Consider the following 17,211-nt stretch of genomic DNA (forward strand, 5'->3'; position numbering starts at 1 on the left):
TGATTTTTCGTTGTGAGGGGTTGCTCTTGACGAAAAAAAGCGTAAACCACCCCGACACGTCGGGCTATGGCGCAGTCTGGTAGCGCGTCCGTCTGGGGGACGGAAGGTCGCAGGTTCGAGTCCTGCTAGCCCGACCATTTTTCCAAAACACCCCAGTTCTATGACCACCCCCTTGGGTGCGCGCCCCGCGTGGGATCAGGTGAATGCATCCCTGTGAGTTGTTTTTCCCATCTCCCCGCGCGACCGCGCGCAACGCGGCGCTTTTACGCTCCAACTCTCTGCAACTCCTTGCTAAGACAGATGAAACGAGGGGACAGCGATGACCGGGGTTCTACCCAGCCAAGAAATCGAAACGCTGATTGCGCAGGGCGCGATTGCCGCCGATGTGCCGTTTGTCGACGGACAAGTGCAACCGGCGAGCCTTGATCTGCGGCTGGGCCAGGTTGCCTACCGGGTGCGGGCGTCCTTTCTGGCCGGTCAGGGGCGCAGTGTTGCAGACCGCATTGACGAGTTCGAGATGCATAGGATCGAACTGGGGTCCGGCGCGGTGCTGGAAAAGGGCTGTGTTTATCTGGTGCCCCTGATGGAACAGGTGCGCCTACCCGCCGACGTGCAGGCCATCGCCAACGCCAAAAGCTCGACCGGGCGGCTGGATCTGCTGACGCGCGTGATCACCGACGGCGGAGTGGAATTTGACCGCATCGGAGCAGGTTATGACGGGCCGCTGTATGCAGAGATCTGCCCGCGCTCATTTTCTGTTCTGGTGCGTCCGGGCATGCGCCTAAACCAAATTCGGTTTCGACGCGGACGTTCCGTATTGACTGACGCAGAGCTACACATCCTACACGACGCCGAAACGCTGGTCGGCGGAGGCACGCCGGTGATCAGTGAGGGCTTGGGTTTTTCGGTGGACCTGCATCCCGGCGACGGCGGACTGGTCGGATACCGCGCCCGCCCGCATACCGGGGTGATCGATCTGGATCGGATCGGGGCATATGATCCGCAGGACTACTGGGACGAATTACGATCAGACAGTCGGCAGCTGATTCTTGATCCGGGGGCTTTCTACATCCTTGTCAGCCGCGAGGCGGTGCATATTCCACCGGGCTATGCCGCTGAAATGGCCCCCTATCTGGCCATGGTTGGGGAGTTTCGGGTGCACTATGCCGGGTTCTTCGATCCCGGATTTGGCCACGCGGCCGCAGGTGGTGCGGGCGCGCGCGGTGTGCTGGAGGTGCGCTGCCACGAGGCGCCCTTTGTGCTGGAACACGGGCAGATCGTCGGTCGGCTGGTGTATGAGCGGATGTCGCAGGTGCCGACGCAGCTATACGGTGCCGGCATTGCGTCAAACTATCAGGGGCAGGGCCTAAAGCTGTCGAAACATTTTCGCGACGGTTGATCCGCCTGTTAAAGGCGGGTGCCCATCCGCGCCGCGCGGCGGGCCTGACGGACGGCGCGCTGCGCCTCACGGCCTTGTTGGCCGCCACCGCTGGCGCGCTGGATACCCGCATCAATGCCCTTGTTGACCAGTTTGCGCAGGACCATTCGCACAACCATATTAATGATCTGTTGAACGTTCATATTCGACTCTCCTGTTTTGACGCGCAGATTAGCCGCCAATTGCGCCCATTTTCGGGCGGTTCAGTCCTCGAACAGCTCGCTCTGGCCCTCTTCCGGACCCTCTTCGGCGTCTACGTCGCCTTCTCCCGCTTGGGGCACACCCAAGGGCGACGGACGGCTTTCCAGCAGACCGGCGGCACGCAGATCGGCCAACCCCGGCAGATCGCGGGCAGATTCCAACCCGAAATGGTCCAGAAAGCCCTGTGTCACCACAAATGTCACCGGCCGACCCGGAGTCATGCGGCGGCGGCCAAAGCGGATCCACTCCATTTCCAGAAGTTGATCCACAGTGCCGCGCGACACAGACACGCCGCGGATCTCTTCGATCTCGGCCCGTGTGACTGGTTGGTGATAGGCAATGATGGCCAAAGTCTCGACCGCGGCGCGCGACAGTTTCCGCGTCTCAACCGTTTCGCGCTGCATCAGAAAGCCAAGATCAGGCGCGGTGCGGATCGCCCACGCGTCCCCGACCCGGACCACATTCACGCCGCGCCCGTCATAGCGTTTGCGGAGATAGACCATCGCCTCTGCGGCGTCGCAGCCATGCGGCATCCGGTCGTTCAGTTCCTTAACGGTCACCGGCTCGGCGCTGGCAAACAGGATCGCCTCGACCATGCGTTCCTGCTCGGCGATGGGCGGTGCCTCAAACAGGCTTTCGCGAGGCGCGTGGCCCTCTTCGGGTGTGGCGTCAGTCATCCCGCCTCTCCTTGCGGCGCATCATGATCGGCTCAAACGTGCCGGACTGTTTCAACTCGGCCTTGCCTTCTTTGACCAGTTCCAGAGATGCGGCAAACGTCGCGGCGGTGGCGGACCGCCAGCGCACCGGATCCTCAAACCAACCATCGGGCAAATAGCTCTGGATGTCGGTCCAGGCTCCGGCGAACCCGATCAGACCCCTGATCCGTTCCAAAGCCTGTTCCATGGTGAACACCCGGTCACGGTCCAATACAAAGGGGCGAAATTCATCGCGGGTGCGGATGCGGGCATAGCCTTGCATCAGGTCCAGCAGGGTGGCGGTGTATTTCACCTGCCGCACCTGTTCGACTTGCTCCGGCAATCCGCGCGCAAAGAAGTCGCGCCCTAGCTGATCACGCCCCATCAGCCGCGCGGCGACATCGCGCATCGCCTGCAAACGCTCAAGCTGAAAGGCCAGATGCGCGGCGAGGTCTTCACCCGATGGCCCCTCTTCGCTGGGATCTGGCGGCAGCAGCAGGCGGGATTTCAAAAAAGCCAGCCAAGCCGCCATCACCAGATAGTCAGCCGCCAGTTCGATCCGCAGAGTCTTGGCCTTTTCGACAAAGCCAAGGTATTGCCGCGCAAGTTGCAGGATCGAAATCTTGCGCAGGTCCACCTTTTGCGTGCGCGCCATGTTCAGCAGCAGGTCCAGCGGCCCTTCAAAGCCGTCCACATCAACCACAAGCGCCTCTGCGGCGAGGCGCTCGGTGACCGAAAATTCGACAAGATCCGGGGTATCGCTCATGCGGGGTCGGTGTGCGGGTCCAAAGCCATGAAAGCGTCAGCCTCAGCGCGCAGCGCCGCGATGTCAACTGGCTTGGGCGCGGTGCGGGCCTGCAAGGCGCGCTCTGCGCGGGCCTGCGCCTGTGTATCCATCACGCCGACGGCGTCGCACAGCGCCTGCATCTCTGCCAGATCGCCATTGCAATGCAGGACCACGTCACAGCCCGCTTTGCGCGCGGCTGAGCCGCGTTCAGCAATTGTGCCGCTCAGTGCCTGCATCGAGATGTCATCGGTCATCAACAAACCGTCAAAGCCGATCTGCTCGCGCAAAATGCAATTCATCACCGGCGACAGGGTTGCCGGACGGGGGTCGATGTCTTCGAACACCAGATGCGCGGTCATGCCCAGCGGCAGGTCGGCAAAGGCCTTGAACACGGCGAAATCCTGACGGTCCAGCGTGGCGCGGTCCGTCGCCACGCACGGCAGGTCCAGATGGCTGTCGAGCGTACCCAGCCCGTGACCAGGCATGTGTTTCATTACCGGCAGTACGCCGCCATCAAGACAGCCACGCACTACAGCGCGGCCATGTCGGATCACCGTTGCGCCGTCGGTGCCGTAACAGCGGTTGCGAAGAACCGCGTGGGTGTCGGTGCGGGCAATGTCCAGCGTCGGGATACAGTTGCCGTCAATTCCCAGCCCGCGCAGTTCTTCGGCGATCAGCCGCGCGCGCAGGTAAAAGCGGCGCTCGGCGTTCGGGGCTGCGGCATCGTCCAGCGGGGCAGGCCAATCGCGGGCCAGAGGCGGGCGCAGGCGCTGCACGCGGCCCCCCTCTTGGTCGATAAAGATCGGCGCGTTGTGACCGGCTGCCTCACGCAGCGCGTCACATAGCGCACCGATTTGATCGGCGTCCTGCAAATTGCGGTTGAAGAGGATAAAGCCAAACGGCCGCGTCCCGGAGAAGAGAGCTACTTCCGAATCCGAGAGGGTCGTGCCAGCACAGCCAAGGATGACCGCGCCAAAGGCGCTCATCGTGTCACAACCGGAATGCAGTCGACTTTTTGCGCGACGAAGGCGGCGCAGAACCGGCGAGCATCAGAGAGATCTTCGAACCCATGCGCCCGCAGCCGGTAGAACGTACGACCGCCAGAGGAGGCCTTTTGGATTACCCTGTCCTTGCCATCGAGATAGTCGCCGAAGCGCCCATCAAGACGCTGCCATTCGGTGCGCGCCGCCTCGGGACTGTCAAAGGCCCCGATTTGCACCAACCGGGTTCCAGCGGACAATGTGGCAGGGTCCACTTCCGTCACCGGAACAGAGGCGGCTGCCGCGACAACAGCGGCCTGCGTTGTACGCGGCGCGCTTGCCAAACCGGCAGGGCGCAGGCGGGGACGCAGTGACCGCGACAGGCCGGGGCCGTCAAACAACACGCGATCCGTGTCAGGCAGCACAGAGGCCAACGCGGTCACAACCTCGGCGTCCGTCCCTTCGGGCAAGGCGCTGAGTGGCTTGGCGCGCGCGGCGATCTCATCAGCTAGGGCAGAGAGTGCGGAGTTCGGTTCGGGGCTTTCGGGGATCGGCGCGCCGGTGGGCGGGACCTCGACGATCTCGGCATTGCGGGCCAGCGTGGGCTGCACATCGCGCGGCGTTTCGACCGGGGCCAAGGCCCCCAACGCCACATCATCAGCTTGAAGTCCTGCAGCGCTCGGTGCAAGGGTCAGTCGGTCGACCGGGTCCGCCGCGCCACCGAAACCGGCAACCGCGTTGACCGCAAGGCCTTGGTGATCGGCCAGTCTGCCGCCTGGATCATCAGGGGCGACACGCATCGGGCCGGACAGGGCCTCTACGATGGGCACGCCACTGACGTCCCGTGCCACAACCCCGTAACCCCAAACCGCGATGCCCACGACCAGTGCCAGAGACATTGCCGCCCCGGCCCAGTTCGCCATCGACGCCATGTTTCCAGAACCCGAATGCGGGGCCGAGTGGCCCCCTTCAAAGGTAAAATCCGCCATTGCTGCCTCATGTCCCCCAGGCAGTGCTTTGCCACCCGGATGCGTTGCTGCTCAACTCAAATCCCGGCGGAGGCGGCTTTTGTCAGCGCATTTCTTCCACCGGGGTCACGCCAAGGATACCAAGACCGGCGGAAATCACAACCGCCACGGACCGTGCCAGCGCAATTTTGGCCTGTGTTGCAGACGGATCATCCTGCACAAAGCGCAATTCCGGGCTGTCGTTGCCCCGGTTCCACAACCCGTGTAGATCGGCGGCCAGTTCGCTGAGATAGGTGGCGATGCGATGCGGCTCCTGCGTGCGGGCGGCAATTTCCACCAGACGCGGCCATTCTGCCAGCTTGCCCGCCAGCGTGATTTCCGCCGGATGGGTCATGCCGGACAGGTCAGCAGCGGCCAATGCGGCGTCGCTGACATCCACCCCCGCCTCCGCCGCCTTGCGCAGCACCGAACAGATCCTCGCATGGGCGTATTGCACATAAAAGACCGGGTTTTCCTTGGACTGCTCAACAACCTTGTCGAGATCGAAATCCAGCGCCGCGTCGCTTTTGCGGGTCAGCATGTGAAAACGCGCCACGTCAGGCCCGACCAGATCGACCAGATCGCGCAGAGTGACAAAAGTCCCTGCTCGCTTGGACATCTTGAACGGTTCGCCTTTCTGAAACAGCTTCACCAGCTGGATCAGCTTGATCTCCAGCGGCACGCGGCCATCGGACAAGGCGGAAACCGCCGCCTTCATCCGCTTGACATAGCCGCCGTGATCGGCACCAAAGATGTCGATGAGCAGATCAAAACCGCGCTCCACCTTGTCATAGTGATAGGCAATGTCCGGCGCGAAATAGGTCCAGTTGCCATCCGATTTCATGATCGGGCGATCCACATCGTCGCCGTGTTCGGTGCTCTTGAACAGGGTCTGTTCGCGTGGTTCCCAATCCTCGGGCTTTTTGCCCTTGGGCGGTTCCAGCACGCCGCGATAGATCAGCCCCTTGGCCCGCAGGCTGTCGATGGCTGCCTCGATCTTGCCAGTACCATAGAGCGACTTTTCGCTAAAGAAGTGGTCCATATGCACGCCTAACGCCGCCAGATCGGCGCGGATCAACTCCATCATCGCGTCGGTTGCGAATTCGCGCACTTCGGCCAGCCAGAATTGTTCTCCCTTGTCGACGTAGTTATCACCGACCTTGCCCTTGAGCGCCTCGCCGACTGCAACAAGGTAGTCCCCGGGGTAGGTTCCATCGGGAAATTCGACCTCTTGGCCATGAGCTTCGAGGTAACGCAAGTAGACCGACCGTGCCAACACGTCGACCTGACCGCCGCCGTCGTTGATGTAGTACTCACGCGTCACATCGTATCCGGCATAGGCCAGCAACGACGCCATTGCATCCCCAACGATAGCCCCCCGCGCGTGACCGACATGCATCGGGCCGGTCGGGTTGGCCGAGACATATTCGACGTTGACCTTTTTGCCCTGCCCCATGCTCGAACGACCATAGGCCGTGCCTTCGCGCAAGATCGCTGTCGGCAGGGCCTGCCAGACCGACGGTGCCAAGCGGAGGTTCAAAAAGCCGGGTCCAGCCACCTCGGCGCTTGCAATGCGGGAATCCGCACGCAGCTTGGCGGCCAGCGCCTCGGCGATATCGCGTGGCTTGGCCTTGGCGGGCTTGGCCAGAACCATGGCGGCGTTCGTAGCCATGTCGCCATGCAGCGGATCGCGCGGCGGCTCGGTGGTGACCGGATCGGTATTCAGCCCCTCGGGCAGCGCGCCCTCGGATTGCAATGCGTCGATGCCCTCGATCACAAGGGCGCGGATATCGGAAAACAGGTTCATGTCAGCGGCTCCAGAGTTGGCCGGTCTCTATCACTTTGGCGGGGCGCGTCAAACGTCCGCCGTGGCGGTGTCCTCTTTCTGCGGTCGTCGTTCCGCCCGTTTCGGCAGCCGTGCCAGCAAACGCGTCCCGGGTGTTCCGCGCAACTCATCCTCTGGCCCCAACAGACGAAGGGTGCCGTTTGGCCCCAATTCGGCCATGGCCACGGCATCGGGTTGGGCGGCGCGCCAATCCTCAAGCGTGTATTCCTCTGACAGTTTGGTTACGCGGAATTCACAGCCCCCCGCGATCACGGCGTTCGCCTCAAAAAACGTCTCATCCGCGCCCAGCGCCTTGCCGCCTAGCGTGGCAGGCAGACTGTGGCGGCTGGAGGTGTCTCGGACCCGTTTGATCTGAAAGATGTTCTCGCGGCCGAACTCCGGCGCAAGGTCTGTGGCAACCAGCGTATTGTAGGCGTCGTTGTCACTGGCGCAGATCAGCTTTTCGTAGACGACGAATTCAACCCGATCCTCGGCTGCTTCGGACAGGATGTCACCGTAAAACGTGTCGATCCCAGCCTCTCGTGCGCTGCGCAGATGGGCGTTGTTTGGGTCCGCAATGATGACCGGCAATTCCATCTTCTTGAACGCCGCGCCCAGTTCTACGGCCCATTTCGACCCGCCCATGATCAGAACCCCCGGCAGCCGCGAGGCGGTCAACCCCAACAGTCGCGCCATGGGGGCAAGGGTAAACCCGTGCAGCACCACGGTGGCAGCGACCAGCGCAAAGGCCAGCGGCGCAACCCTGTCGGCGTCCTCGACCCCGATCTGCACCAGACGTTCGCCGAACAGCCCCGCAACCGCCACCAGCACAACGCCGCGCGGCCCGGTAAAGGCGACCAGCAACCGCTCTTTCCATTCCACATTGGTAAAAGCCAAAGCCGCCAGCACCGGCAAGGGCCGCGCCAAAAGGATCACTGCCAGCACAAAAGCCCCTGCACGCCAATCCAGAACGGCAAGGCGTTCGAAACTCATGCCTGCCGCCAACAGAATGAAAACACCCGATACCAAAAGGACAGTGGCGTGTTCCTTGAAACGGTAGAGCTCGGCAAAGCTGGGCAGGCCCGCGTTGGCAATCCACAGCCCCATGATAGTCACGGCCAGCAGGCCGGATTCGTGCAACACATGGTCCGCGACGGCAAAAACTGCCAGCAAGACCACAAACAGCACCGGCACCTTCATGTATTCCGGCACCAGCGCCTGACGAAAGGCGCGCACGATGCCCCAACCGCCCGCAAGGCCAAGCGCACTGGCCATGGCAATGCCGATCAACAGCTCCATCACCGCCGGACCTGCCCCCGTCGCGGTGCGTAGAACCAGCACCACCTCAAAGGCCAGCACCGCAGCCAGCGCGCCCACCGGATCGTTAACGATGGCCTCCCACTGCAACAGTGCGGCGGGACGGCGACGCAGGCGTGCCTGCCGCAAGAGCGGCGCAATGACGGTAGGACCAGTGACGATCATGATACCGCCAAAGACGGCAGAGGTCTCCCAGCTAAGTCCCGCAACCCAATGCAAGGCCGAGGTCGAGGCCAGCCAGCCAAGCGGCACACCGATCAGCACCAACCTGCGAACACCCTTGGCCGCATCCGACAGCCGGTGCAGATCCAGCGTCAGGCCGCCCTCGAACAGGATGATGGCGACGGCGACGGCAATCATCGGCTGCAACATGTCGCCAAACTGCACTGCCGGGTCCAGCACACCCGTCACCGGACCAATCACCAGGCCAGCCACCAGCATCAGCACAATAGCCGGCAGACGCAGCCGCCAAGCCAGCCACTGGCTGCCAACGCCAAGCGCCCCAACAAGCCCGAAGGCCAAAACAGGGTCTAACCCGCCTGCTTCTGCCACTGCCATGAAACGCTCCTTGCCCTGTTGCTTTGGCCTTGGCCAACTGGTTTGGCGCGATCCGCCGCTTTCAGGCGCCCGCGTCCTGACCGGGCCACAGCCCTTCCAGCACGTCGCGCCCCGAATAATGCGCATGCTGCTGCAAAGCGAACCGATCCGTCATCCCGGCTATATAGTCCGCAACCAGTCGCGCCAACGTCGTTTCATCGGGGGCCTGTGCCACATCGCCCTGCCAGCGCTGCGGCAGCAAGGTCGGATCGGCCAGATAGACCGGGAACAACTCATTCACCGCCTGCGTGACGCGGCTGCGTTGCTCCATCACATGCGGCGCTCGGTACATATTGCTGAACAGAAACGACCGGATCTGTTTCAGATCTCCCCACATCGCATCGGAAAACCCGATCACCGGATGGCCGATGTCGCGGATGTCCTGCGCGTTGGTCGCGCCAGAGGCCGCAAGCCGCGCGCGCGAAGTTTCGATCAGGTCAGTGACCATGGCACCAAAAACCCGCCGCAGCGCCTCGTGCCGCCGACGATAGCTGTCGGTGTCGGGGTATTTCGCATCGACCTCTGCATAGGCGTCGCGGACGATGGGCAGATCGGCAATCTGGTCTTCGGTGAAAAGACCAGCGCGTAACCCGTCATGCAAATCGTGATTGTTGTATGCGATATCATCCGAAAGCGCCGCCACCTGTGCCTCTGCGTTGGCATGTGTGTGCAATTCCAGATCGTGTGCAGCATTGTAGTCGGCCAGCGCATAAGGGACATCGCCGGTCAACTGGCCGTCAGGGCCAAGCGGCGCAACAGGACCGTTGTGCTTCGCAATACCTTCCAGCGTGTCCCAAGTCAGGTTCAAACCGTCAAATTCAGCATAGTGGCGTTCCAGCCGGGTGACGATCCGCAGCGTCTGCGCGTTGTGGTCGAACCCACCGTAAGGGGCCATCAGCGCGTCAAGCGCTTCTTCACCGGTGTGACCAAAGGGCGTGTGACCCAGATCATGCGCCAACGCCACCGCCTCTGTCAGATCAAAGTTCAACCCCAGCGCCCCTGCGATGGTCCGCGCCACCTGCGCCACCTCGATCGAATGGGTCAGTCGGGTGCGATAGAAATCACCCTCATGTTCCACAAAGACTTGCGTCTTGTGTTTCAGCCGCCGGAAGGCGGAGCAATGAATGATCCGGTCGCGGTCGCGCTGAAAGCAAGAGCGATGAGCGCTTTCCTCTTCAGGAAAGCGACGACCGCGTGCGCCCTCAGGCGTCGAGGCAAAATTGGCGCGCATGAATTCTGTCCCAGGCTGTCTGTTCTTGGCCGTCATACCCGCTGCCCCCTGCAAGAACAACGACGTGCGACAGGGATTGCGGGTGCGCGGCCCGACACCCCACTGTTTCACGGTGCAGGCCCCGTTCCCTTGCGCGAGAAACCGTCCCCCTTGCACTGGATGTGGCTATCAAACCGGCCAACGACTCAACGCACGTCCATCGTGGCAACGGGTTCGGTCGCCTTCGGGATCGCCCCGCAGCCGGTTTCAACCTTTTCAGACACTTGGTGATTTGGCTGCCGTCAAAACGTCCGGGGAACCTTACTATGCGTAACCCCCTGCCAAAGGTAGACTGGGACCAAGAATTTAAGAGTCCAACCCTTGGAGAAAGCCATGTTCAGCCCCCTGCGCAGCGTTGCCCTCAGCTGTATTATCCTCGCCCTGCCCGCGTCTGCGATTGCGCAAAGCGAGGCCGATAAGATTAAACCAACGACCGAAACCCTGGTCCTTGACCCCACGGCCAAGCCCGACAAGGACAAGGATCTGACCAACATACGGTCGAAAAACCCAACGGCGATCAATCCCGGCGCCCCGCCGGCCAAGGCGCCGAACCCTGGCGGGACACGCCCGCCTGCTCCGACGCCCAGACCCGCGCCGCCGCCCGAACAAGTGATCACGCAACCCCTGATCAACCCCGGAGCCACACGACCGCCCGTGCCGCCGTTCGTGGCACCCGATCCAATCACCCCGCGCCAGACGCTCGTCCCAACGCCGCCCCCGCAGCCCCGCCCTCTTGGCCCGCGACTGTCCGGCGTACCGCTGGATCCGGCCTCTTCCACCGACGCCAAACCGGTCGAGGAAATGCCCTACATCACCTTTGCCGCCCCCGACTATGGCGACGGATATGAAGTGTCGATCGTCAACAGCGTGCGCGGCACCGGTCGTTTGCGGGTGTCCACCGATTATGGTCCCGTGTTCTGCACCGGCTTTGTCTTTGGCCCCACCGTTGTGGCGACCTCTTATGCCTGTGTGCCCGGTGTTCTTGAGAACCCGAACACACACGCCAGCACAATTGAGGAAATCCGCATCGTCTTTGACCATGTGTTCCCCGATCAGCGGCTATGGTCCGCACAGGGCTATGTCCTGACGCTCGACCCCACCCTGTCGAGCCGCGAAACCGGCATTGCGGTTCTGCATATCGCCGATCCTGACACCAGCTTTTCTGCGGACCGCATCCAGCGCGTCGGCAAGGCGATTCCCGATCCCCGGTCGCCGCTGTTCATGCTGTCGCATCCGCGCGGCGAGTCGATGCAGTTCCAGCACTGTGGTGCGGTTCACGCCGACCCGGCCTATCTGCCCGCCAAGACGTTTGAGCACAGCTGCCATAGTGATTTCGGCGACCTGGGCGCACCGATCTTTGACGCCGCCACCGGCGCGGTGGTCGGCCTGCACCTCAGCCATCAGTTGTCGACGGGACGCCGCTTTGCCCAGCAGACGCTGGATCTGGCCAATTGGATCAGCGACCAGCAGTAATCCAGCATCGCGATGCCTCGGCCCCCGCCCCATTTGGGTGGGGGCCTTTGCTGTCTTTGGCAGTTCGGGTCGAAAGCGATATGATTTCCAGAGTTGGATGGAGGGGCTAGGCGGTCAATCTCCTTGGCCTCGCTCGCAGCCTTCGGCCTTCTGTTTACCGCCTCTTCAAGTGTTACCTGCGAAGGGACATTTGCACTTTGCCCGACGATGACACGGTGCACACGCTGAAGCGCGGGTTGGCTTTTGCCGCCAGCCGAGGCCGAATGCCACGGGTTGAAGCATCGCCCACTTATGCCTAGATCGATTGTGAAAGCTATCTCAGGGGAAAACGACATGCACCTGCCACCGAAAGTAACGGACCGCGCGTTTGCACGCCTGGCCGAGATCGGCGCCAGAACAGACGGCAAGGCATTGCGCGTGGCCGTCGAGGGCGGCGGCTGTTCCGGCTTTCAGTATGAGATCAAACTTGACGCACCGGCGGACGACGATCTGGTGATTGCAGGCGGCGACGAACAGGTCATTGTAGATCCGGTGTCCCTCCCCTTTCTGTCCGGTGCGGTGATCGACTTTTCGGATGAATTGATCGGCGCGCGCTTTGTGATCGAAAACCCGAATGCCACCAGTTCCTGTGGCTGCGGGACGTCCTTTTCGATCTGAAACCGGATCATTGGCGGCGCAGGATGTCCTTGCCCTCCACCGGGAAAGACATGAAAAAGGGCGTCCGTTTTGGACGCCCTTGGCTTTTGTACTGATGTTACAGATTCACTCAGCCGGGATGACCCGCGGACGGCCAAGGTGTTCCTCAAGGATCAACCACATGCCAGAGCCGACCACCAGCATGACCCCCGCCCAAGTGCCGATTGTCGGGATCTCGCCGAAGGCCAGAAAGCCGATCACCACCATCCAGACAAATTGCAGGTTCATCAGCGGAGTGGCAACATAGGCAGGCAGCAAGCGCAGCGCCTCTGCCACGATGTAGCGGGCGGCGAACAACGCAGCGGCGTAGGCGACGACCCAGCCCATGTCGGTCAGGCTCATCGGTTTCCAGACAAAGGGCAGTGCTACGGCCATGGTCACCATCAACGCGGCATTGGGCCAGAAGACCTGTGCCAACGGTGCGCGTTCTGCCTTGGCGATGACACGCGCCGCCAGCATCGACCCGCAGCCTGTCACCGCGGCTAACAGGGCCCAGGCATGGCCAGCCTGCGCGTTTGATACACCACCCGGCATCAAGAACAGGATACCGCCCGCCCCAAGGGCCAGCGCCGCCCATGCGGCCGGGCGCGGTGTCTCATTCAAGATCGGGCCGGACAGGACAGCGGCGATCAGCGGGATCAACCCGATGAACAGAAAGACATCGGCAAAGGGCAAAAGGCGAAATGCCTGAAAAAACGCAACCGATGCGATAACCGTCAATACCGATCGCACGATCATGGGCTTTTTCGACCGGATGCGCAGACCCGGACCCGTGTCAGTGGCCCGCGCCCCGGCAAGCGCGAAAGCCATGACCAGCGCAGAAGACAGCACAAAAAGCTGAGGAGCCGCATAGCCCCCGGCAATGAACTTGGTGATGCCATCCGCTGCGGCCATCATGCCGGTATACGCGACGATCAGCGCCGCCCCCACCATTGCGCTGGACAAAACGACCCGGTTCATGCGCGGCCTGCCCGGGCGAAACCCTCAAAATAGGCATCGAATAGCGTGCTCGAGTTGACGGCAACACTTAGAACGTCTCGGGCCTGCGGCGACAGCGACGGTTCCATTATGGGCCGCATCCGCCCCCAGTCGCCAGAGCGGCGATCAAGACCGTAAATGGCTTGGCTGAGTTCGCGCAGAACTGTCTGCGGCCGGGCCCCGCTTTTGAAATGCAACCGGTCGTCGCAGACAGGCTTGCGGAACAACGCAGAGCCTGTGACCGCCTGATGCCAGTTGCACACCAGATATTCATGGTAGTCGTCATTGAGTGAGGCGGACGGATCAGCGGTTATCCCATACGCGGCGGTCTCTTGTTCCAGCCACGCGGTCCATACAGCGGGCGGCGTACGCCCTGCGTAGTGCAACGCGATGCAGACCTCGGCCACCAAATCGGCGTTCTGATCCAGAAAGGCGGTCAGCCCGGCGAAATGCAGGCTCTGGATTGCCTCGTCTGGCAGATCGGGATCGCGGCGGCCGTATTCCGACAGGTAGTAGACGATGTGGGTCAGTTCATACGCGGCTTTCTTGTTGGGCAGCGCAAAGGTCGCGGTGCGGGCGCAAAAGGCGCGCAACCGGTCGTTCAACCCGTCGTCGCGAACGGGATCAATCCCCCGGCGCGACATAAGACGGCGCGCCTCGGCGCGTTGCAGATCCGAAAGCTCGGCCTCTGCCAGACCTTCGCGGGCGGCGAAATCCACCATCCTTTGGGCTTCGTTTCCCGGCATCCCGAGATCTTCGAGATCGAGCGACATCGACAGCAGAAAGCGGTAGTATTGTGGAAAGAATTCCAGCCGGGTCACCGCGTCGGCATAAAACCCCGCGTGCCGCGCCAGCGCCTCTGGCGCAACGCTTTGGCCGGTACATTCCAGAATGTTCAGAAGTTCGGCGTTTTCCTTCAACCAGAACACGTCATCGCCGGTGCGCCGGTGATCTGCAAAGGCTCCCAGAAGCGCGGTAATCCGCGCTTCCAGTGGGGGTATCCGGGACGGGACGGTCAGTTGGATGATATTGCTCATCTCTGGGATCTCCTGCTGTCATGTGGCAGAGCGTCCCCGCCCCGCCCGGGTATCGGTGTTTGAAATTAGGCGCGTGCCGGACCCGACCAGCTGGTAAAGGCCTGAACGCTGTCGCCGGTTTCGGTGTCGCCGGTCACCGGACCGGACCACGAGGTAAACGCCTCGACATTGTCGCCTGCATCACGGTCGCCTGCCGTGGGACCAGACCAGGACGTGAACGCCTGCACATTGTCGCCGCGCTGCGCGTCGCCGGTCGCTGGACCAGACCATGAGGTAAACGCCTCGACATTGTCGCCTGCGTCACGGTCACCTGCCGTGGGACCAGACCAGGACGTGAACGCCTGCACATTGTCGCCGCGCTGAGCGTCGCCGGTCGCCGGGCCGGACCACGAGGTAAACGCCTCGACATTGTCGCCTGCGTCACGGTCGCCCGCTGTGGGACCAGACCAGGACGTGAACGCCTGCACATTGTCGCCGCGCTGAGCGTCGCCGGTCGCCGGGCCGGACCATGAGGTAAACGCCTCGACATTGTCGCCACGGTCCACATCACCAGTTGCGGGACCCGACCAAGAGGTGAAAGCTTCGACGGAATCGCCCGTTTCGCGTGTGCCGGTCGCCGGCCCGGACCAAGACGTGTAGGCTTCGACGGAGCCACCCGAGAAGAGGTCGCCAGTCGTCGGGCCAGACCACGAGGTGAACGCCTCGACGGCGTCGCCGGCAAAGGCGCTCGTTTCCGCGCTGGAAACGATTTCTTCAGGGCTATGGATATTGATGAGGGCAGTCATGGTGTCGCTCCTTGTCCAGGTTGAGCTGCTATGCCCTTGAAATCTGCACGCAAAAGCTGTTTGCAAAAAAGTTAATTCTTGTTAAGGTTGTTTAATAATTTGCTTATCCACAATTTCGATTCGGGCAGCCGTTTCGAAATCCGTCACAATACGGCTTATCCACAGAAACAAATTTTCTGTGGATAGTTTCAAACTTTGCAAGGCAACGCCGCTTTGCAAAGCCGAAGACGTGCGTTTCAACCCCGAATCATATGGACCAGAGCGGGTGTTTTGTGACGCCCCAGACGCCAATAGGTTGCAGTCTCGACACAATGCTCAACTCAACTGGTACAATTCAGCACTTTTTCTGTGACGCTTGACCGGACCCGTGTTGCCTGCAATCCATGAGGACCGCACCGGCAGGAGTCCCGTCATGAAAATCGCCACTTTCAACATCAATGGAATCAAGGCACGCCTGCCTGCCGTGCTAGATTGGCTGGACGAGGCGCAACCGGACGTTGTGCTTTGTCAGGAAATTAAGTCGGTCGATGAGAATTTTCCGCGAGAGCCCTTTGAGGATCGCGGCTACAACGTCGAAACTCACGGACAGAAAGGCTTTAACGGGGTTGCGATCTTGTCCAAACGTCCGCTGGAGGATGTTCGGCGCGGGCTGCCCGGTGATGACAGCGACGAACAGGCGCGCTGGATCGAGGCCACAGTGATGGGCGACACGCAGGCAGTGCGCGTCTGCGGGCTGTATCTGCCCAACGGCAACCCGACCCCCGGCCCCAAGTACGACTACAAACTGGCCTGGATGGACCGGCTGGAGGCCCGCGCCCGCGAACTGATGGCCGACGAGATACCCGCACTGATGGCGGGCGACTATAACGTCATCCCGCAGGCCGAGGATGCCGCCCGCCCCGAGGTCTGGACCGAGGACGCGCTGTTCCTGCCGCAAACCCGGGCCGCGTTTCGCCGCATCCTGAACCTTGGCTTTACCGAAGCATTCCGCGCCCGCACGCAGGCACCGGGTCACTACAGCTTTTGGGATTATCAGGCGGGCGCGTGGCAACGGAACAACGGCATCCGCATCGACCACCTGTTGCTGACCCCGGCGGCGGCCGACCTGATGACCGATTGCCAGATCGACTCTGCCATTCGCGGCCGCGAAAAACCCTCGGACCATGTGCCGGTCTGGATAGACCTCGCGGCCTGACGTCGCGGGGACGCCGCTTGCACGCCCCCGGATGACACCCTATTTCAATCGGAAACACCGAAACGAGCGGAGCCGCCCATGCCGATGTATGCCAAGGAACTAGAGGATCTGCTGCGTCAGTCCTTTCCCGACGCCAAGATCTCTGTCGATGGACAGGACGGGGTCCACATGTCGGCCCTTGTCATCGACGAAAGCTTTCGCGGAAAGAACCGTGTTCAGCAGCAGCGGGCGGTTTACGGCGCGCTCAAAGGTAAGATGGACGGTCCCGATGGCGCATTGCACGCGCTAGCCCTGACGACCAAAGCACCCGACTGATGGGTGAGGCCGCAGGCTAGGTGCTGAACGCACTGCTGTACGCGGCGTTTGGAATTTACGATGCGGTCATCTTTTTGCTCTGCAGAATGCCGCAATTACTCAGACATGGACCACGTCTGTGGCGGGTCCAACGACAAATGCGCCGACGGGCGTGGAAACGGAGACAGATATGAGCGATGCCAAGACCCAGATCGACGAAACCGTAAAAGCCAATGACGTCGTGCTCTTCATGAAGGGCAACAAGGCCATGCCTCAGTGCGGCTTTTCCAGCCGCGTGGCCGGTGTGCTCAACTACATGGGTGTCGAGTATAACGACGTGAACGTGTTGGCGGACGATGCCATCCGCCAAGGGATCAAGGACTACTCCGACTGGCCGACCATCCCGCAGCTGTATGTCAAAGGTGAATTTGTCGGTGGTTGCGACATCATCACCGAGATGACCCTGTCAGGCGAACTGGACCAGCTGTTCGAGGCCAACGGCGTTGCCTACGACAAGGACGCCGCAGAAAAGATCCGCGAAGCCAACGGTTGACCCAAGGCAAAGCGTCAGAAAAATTGTGATGGCGGGCAGGTTCAACCTGCCCGCCATTTTCAATTCTGACGTTTGAACTCTGG

General features: G+C 61.8%; 17 protein-coding genes and 1 tRNA gene. 7 read left to right on the forward strand and 11 right to left on the reverse strand.

Annotated features, from left to right (window positions below):
- The first annotated feature begins 60 nt into the window (after positions 1-60).
- Positions 61-137 (forward strand) — tRNA-Pro (locus ANTHELSMS3_RS17650).
- A 182-nt stretch (positions 138-319) separates the two neighbouring features.
- Positions 320-1,399, forward strand: a complete 1,080-nt coding sequence (locus tag ANTHELSMS3_RS17655; protein ID WP_094036026.1) for a 2'-deoxycytidine 5'-triphosphate deaminase — start codon at positions 320-322, stop codon at positions 1,397-1,399.
- A gap of 8 nt (positions 1,400-1,407) precedes the next feature.
- Here ANTHELSMS3_RS17655 and ANTHELSMS3_RS25830 read toward each other — a convergent pair whose 3' ends face one another.
- The 8 genes from ANTHELSMS3_RS25830 to ANTHELSMS3_RS17690 all read right to left on the reverse strand — a co-directional run bounded on the left by ANTHELSMS3_RS25830 (position 1,408) and on the right by ANTHELSMS3_RS17690 (position 10,078).
- Positions 1,408-1,581, reverse strand: a complete 174-nt coding sequence (locus tag ANTHELSMS3_RS25830) for a hypothetical protein (protein ID WP_198319835.1) — start codon at positions 1,579-1,581, stop codon at positions 1,408-1,410.
- Positions 1,582-1,641: 60 nt separating this feature from the next.
- Complete coding sequence (gene scpB / locus ANTHELSMS3_RS17660) at positions 1,642-2,316, reverse strand: SMC-Scp complex subunit ScpB (protein ID WP_094036027.1); 675 nt, start codon at positions 2,314-2,316, stop codon at positions 1,642-1,644.
- Positions 2,309-3,100: a segregation and condensation protein A gene (locus tag ANTHELSMS3_RS17665; RefSeq protein ID WP_094036028.1), complete on the reverse strand. Its 792-nt coding sequence runs from the start codon at positions 3,098-3,100 to the stop codon at positions 2,309-2,311. Before ANTHELSMS3_RS17665 ends, scpB begins: the two co-directional genes overlap by 8 nt.
- Entirely contained in the window at positions 3,097-4,107 is a 1,011-nt protein-coding gene (locus ANTHELSMS3_RS17670; protein ID WP_094036029.1) for a glycoside hydrolase family 3 N-terminal domain-containing protein, read from the reverse strand. The genes ANTHELSMS3_RS17665 and ANTHELSMS3_RS17670 overlap by 4 nt, the downstream gene beginning before the upstream one ends.
- A complete protein-coding gene (locus tag ANTHELSMS3_RS17675; RefSeq protein ID WP_094036030.1) occupies positions 4,104-5,090 on the reverse strand; it encodes an SPOR domain-containing protein in 987 nt (328 codons plus the stop codon). The genes ANTHELSMS3_RS17670 and ANTHELSMS3_RS17675 overlap by 4 nt, the downstream gene beginning before the upstream one ends.
- Positions 5,091-5,172: 82 nt before the next feature.
- Positions 5,173-6,915 carry an arginine--tRNA ligase gene (gene argS / locus ANTHELSMS3_RS17680; protein WP_094036031.1) on the reverse strand — a complete coding sequence of 581 codons (1,743 nt, stop codon included), beginning with the start codon at positions 6,913-6,915 and terminating at the stop codon, positions 5,173-5,175.
- A gap of 48 nt (positions 6,916-6,963) precedes the next feature.
- Positions 6,964-8,808: a cation:proton antiporter gene (locus tag ANTHELSMS3_RS17685; RefSeq protein ID WP_094036032.1), complete on the reverse strand. Its 1,845-nt coding sequence runs from the start codon at positions 8,806-8,808 to the stop codon at positions 6,964-6,966.
- A gap of 61 nt (positions 8,809-8,869) precedes the next feature.
- Complete coding sequence (locus ANTHELSMS3_RS17690) at positions 8,870-10,078, reverse strand: deoxyguanosinetriphosphate triphosphohydrolase (protein ID WP_094037212.1); 1,209 nt, start codon at positions 10,076-10,078, stop codon at positions 8,870-8,872.
- Between the two features lie 372 nt (positions 10,079-10,450).
- On the opposite strand from ANTHELSMS3_RS17690, the gene ANTHELSMS3_RS17695 reads away from it, so the two are divergent.
- Positions 10,451-11,590, forward strand: coding sequence for a trypsin-like peptidase domain-containing protein (locus ANTHELSMS3_RS17695; RefSeq protein WP_094036033.1), 1,140 nt, complete (start codon positions 10,451-10,453; stop codon positions 11,588-11,590).
- Positions 11,591-11,923: 333 nt separating this feature from the next.
- Positions 11,924-12,247 carry a HesB/IscA family protein gene (locus ANTHELSMS3_RS17700; RefSeq protein WP_089277759.1) on the forward strand — a complete coding sequence of 108 codons (324 nt, stop codon included), beginning with the start codon at positions 11,924-11,926 and terminating at the stop codon, positions 12,245-12,247.
- A gap of 105 nt (positions 12,248-12,352) precedes the next feature.
- On the opposite strand, the gene ANTHELSMS3_RS17705 is transcribed toward ANTHELSMS3_RS17700, so the two are convergent.
- The 3 genes from ANTHELSMS3_RS17705 to ANTHELSMS3_RS17715 form a co-directional block, all read right to left on the reverse strand.
- Complete coding sequence (locus tag ANTHELSMS3_RS17705) at positions 12,353-13,246, reverse strand: DMT family transporter (protein ID WP_094036034.1); 894 nt, start codon at positions 13,244-13,246, stop codon at positions 12,353-12,355.
- Positions 13,243-14,301: a DUF6902 family protein gene (locus ANTHELSMS3_RS17710; RefSeq protein ID WP_094036035.1), complete on the reverse strand. Its 1,059-nt coding sequence runs from the start codon at positions 14,299-14,301 to the stop codon at positions 13,243-13,245. The genes ANTHELSMS3_RS17705 and ANTHELSMS3_RS17710 overlap by 4 nt, the downstream gene beginning before the upstream one ends.
- 65 nt (positions 14,302-14,366) lie before the next feature.
- Positions 14,367-15,086, reverse strand: coding sequence for a DUF6749 family protein (locus ANTHELSMS3_RS17715; RefSeq protein WP_094036036.1), 720 nt, complete (start codon positions 15,084-15,086; stop codon positions 14,367-14,369).
- A gap of 412 nt (positions 15,087-15,498) precedes the next feature.
- Here ANTHELSMS3_RS17715 and xth point away from each other — a divergent pair, with 412 nt between their 5' ends.
- The 3 genes from xth (at position 15,499) to grxD (ending at position 17,128) form a co-directional block, all read left to right on the forward strand.
- The gene (gene xth, locus ANTHELSMS3_RS17720; protein WP_094036037.1) at positions 15,499-16,281 is read left to right on the forward strand and encodes an exodeoxyribonuclease III; all 783 of its coding nucleotides are present in this window, start codon (positions 15,499-15,501) and stop codon (positions 16,279-16,281) included.
- Between the two features lie 78 nt (positions 16,282-16,359).
- Positions 16,360-16,596, forward strand: a complete 237-nt coding sequence (locus ANTHELSMS3_RS17725; RefSeq protein ID WP_094036038.1) for a BolA/IbaG family iron-sulfur metabolism protein — start codon at positions 16,360-16,362, stop codon at positions 16,594-16,596.
- Between the two features lie 169 nt (positions 16,597-16,765).
- Positions 16,766-17,128, forward strand: coding sequence for a Grx4 family monothiol glutaredoxin (gene grxD / locus ANTHELSMS3_RS17730; RefSeq protein ID WP_094036039.1), 363 nt, complete (start codon positions 16,766-16,768; stop codon positions 17,126-17,128).
- Positions 17,129-17,211 lie beyond the last annotated feature (83 nt).

This window comes from Antarctobacter heliothermus (assembly GCF_002237555.1).
GTDB classification, from domain to species: Bacteria; Pseudomonadota; Alphaproteobacteria; order Rhodobacterales; family Rhodobacteraceae; genus Antarctobacter; species Antarctobacter heliothermus_B.

Coding starts and splice junctions, on each gene's coding strand:
- ANTHELSMS3_RS17705 (WP_094036034.1), bottom strand. CDS start 13,246: ATGAACCGGGTCGTTTTGTCCAGCGCAATGGTGGGGGCGGCGCTGATC.
- xth (WP_094036037.1), top strand. CDS start 15,499: ATGAAAATCGCCACTTTCAACATCAATGGAATCAAGGCACGCCTGCCT.
- scpB (WP_094036027.1), bottom strand. CDS start 2,316: ATGACTGACGCCACACCCGAAGAGGGCCACGCGCCTCGCGAAAGCCTG.
- argS (WP_094036031.1), bottom strand. CDS start 6,915: ATGAACCTGTTTTCCGATATCCGCGCCCTTGTGATCGAGGGCATCGAC.
- ANTHELSMS3_RS17665 (WP_094036028.1), bottom strand. CDS start 3,100: ATGAGCGATACCCCGGATCTTGTCGAATTTTCGGTCACCGAGCGCCTC.
- ANTHELSMS3_RS17725 (WP_094036038.1), top strand. CDS start 16,360: ATGCCGATGTATGCCAAGGAACTAGAGGATCTGCTGCGTCAGTCCTTT.
- ANTHELSMS3_RS17710 (WP_094036035.1), bottom strand. CDS start 14,301: ATGAGCAATATCATCCAACTGACCGTCCCGTCCCGGATACCCCCACTG.
- ANTHELSMS3_RS17675 (WP_094036030.1), bottom strand. CDS start 5,090: ATGGCGGATTTTACCTTTGAAGGGGGCCACTCGGCCCCGCATTCGGGT.
- ANTHELSMS3_RS25830 (WP_198319835.1), bottom strand. CDS start 1,581: ATGAACGTTCAACAGATCATTAATATGGTTGTGCGAATGGTCCTGCGC.
- grxD (WP_094036039.1), top strand. CDS start 16,766: ATGAGCGATGCCAAGACCCAGATCGACGAAACCGTAAAAGCCAATGAC.
- ANTHELSMS3_RS17670 (WP_094036029.1), bottom strand. CDS start 4,107: ATGAGCGCCTTTGGCGCGGTCATCCTTGGCTGTGCTGGCACGACCCTC.
- ANTHELSMS3_RS17655 (WP_094036026.1), top strand. CDS start 320: ATGACCGGGGTTCTACCCAGCCAAGAAATCGAAACGCTGATTGCGCAG.
- ANTHELSMS3_RS17695 (WP_094036033.1), top strand. CDS start 10,451: ATGTTCAGCCCCCTGCGCAGCGTTGCCCTCAGCTGTATTATCCTCGCC.
- ANTHELSMS3_RS17685 (WP_094036032.1), bottom strand. CDS start 8,808: ATGGCAGTGGCAGAAGCAGGCGGGTTAGACCCTGTTTTGGCCTTCGGG.
- ANTHELSMS3_RS17690 (WP_094037212.1), bottom strand. CDS start 10,078: ATGCGCGCCAATTTTGCCTCGACGCCTGAGGGCGCACGCGGTCGTCGC.
- ANTHELSMS3_RS17700 (WP_089277759.1), top strand. CDS start 11,924: ATGCACCTGCCACCGAAAGTAACGGACCGCGCGTTTGCACGCCTGGCC.
- ANTHELSMS3_RS17715 (WP_094036036.1), bottom strand. CDS start 15,086: ATGACTGCCCTCATCAATATCCATAGCCCTGAAGAAATCGTTTCCAGC.